Origin of the sequence: Algoriphagus terrigena DSM 22685, assembly GCF_000429445.1 — a bacterium.
Lineage (GTDB): Bacteria > Bacteroidota > Bacteroidia > Cytophagales > Cyclobacteriaceae > Algoriphagus > Algoriphagus terrigena.
This window is the reverse complement of record NZ_AUBW01000058.1, coordinates 1-1,292: the sequence shown is the minus strand read 5'-3', so window position 1 is coordinate 1,292 and position 1,292 is coordinate 1. Positions and strand designations below refer to the sequence as shown.

Here is a 1,292-nt window from a genome sequence, read left to right as displayed (position 1 = left end):
TGTAAAGGACTAAAATAGCTTGACCGTTTTTGGGAGTTACAAAACTTTCAAAAAATGGAAAATCAGAAACAAGTGCAAGTGGTGCGTCACTTCAGTGAATCTTTCAAGCAGGAAAAGGTTCGGGAAATTGAGCGTAACTTAACTACAGTGATGCAGGTGAGTAAAGTGTATGGGGTGACCCGAGCAGCGGTCTACAAATGGCTTTATAAATATTCTGCTCACCGTAAAAAGCAAATTCGCCAAATCATCGAACCCATGAGTGATACCCATAAAATTCAGGAAATGGAGCAAAAAATCAAGGAATTGGAGCGTCTGGTTGGCCAGAAGCAGATCTTGCTTGAGTTCCGTGAGAAGCAAATTGAGATAGCCGAGGAGATGTACAAAATCGACATCAAAAAAAAACTTGGCACGCCAGTATCGAATATTTTAGGATTAACCGGAAAGGGCAACACTGGAAAATGAACGAGCTTTATCGAGTTTTGGGGACAACCAAGCAAAATGTGCATCAGTGGATTCGCCGTCAACAGTCCAAAGAAGTGCATCAGGAGCAGCTCTGCGAGCAGACCGCACAACTACGGGCGGATCATCCCAGAATGGGCGGAAAGAATCTGTACAAAAAAATCAGCCCCAGCTTTATGGGCAGGGATCGATTTTTGGGATGGTACAGAGCAAGCGGCTTTATGCTTGCTCCCAAGAGGAACTTCCGCAGGACCACCGATAGCAGTGGGGTGATCCGTTTTCCCAACCTGATGGAGAGTTTGGAGTTGACACATGTCAACCAGGCTTGGGTAAGTGACATCACCTATTATGAGCTCAACGGTAAGTTTGCTTACCTGACCCTGATTATGGATGCCTATAGCAGAAAGATAAAGGGCTATCAGGTAAGTAAGACGCTCAGGGCTGAAGACACGACTATTCCTGCACTCAGAATGGCCATGAAATATTTGCCCAAAGGGTTGAAGCCCATTTTCCATTCAGATGGAGGAGGTCAGTATTATTGCAGGCAATTTGTGGCAATGACCCAAAAGCAATTCCAAAATAGTATGGGGAAAACAGCTTATGAGAATCCTAAAGCAGAGCGATTAAACAGGACAATCAAGAATGATTACCTCTATGGATATCATCCTGCAACATTCAAAGAGCTGGAAATTAAAACAGCCAAAGCAGTTAAAATGTATAACCAGGAGAAACCTCACCAAAGTCTGGGAGGCTTAACTCCTGATCAGTTTGAACGAAATCAAATTCTAACCAAAACCAACTTCAAAACGGTCAACTCTATTTAGGACGGTACA

2 protein-coding genes are annotated in these 1,292 nt (G+C 43.6%); both read left to right on the top strand.

Annotated features, from left to right (window positions below):
* Positions 1–54: 54 nt before the first annotated feature.
* Entirely contained in the window at positions 55–462 is a 408-nt protein-coding gene (locus G459_RS0123865) for a transposase (RefSeq protein ID WP_026969828.1), read from the top strand.
* The gene (locus G459_RS28500; protein WP_051315408.1) at positions 459–1,283 is read left to right on the top strand and encodes an IS3 family transposase; all 825 of its coding nucleotides are present in this window, start codon (positions 459–461) and stop codon (positions 1,281–1,283) included. The genes G459_RS0123865 and G459_RS28500 overlap by 4 nt, the downstream gene beginning before the upstream one ends.
* The last annotated feature ends 9 nt before the right edge of the window (positions 1,284–1,292 follow it).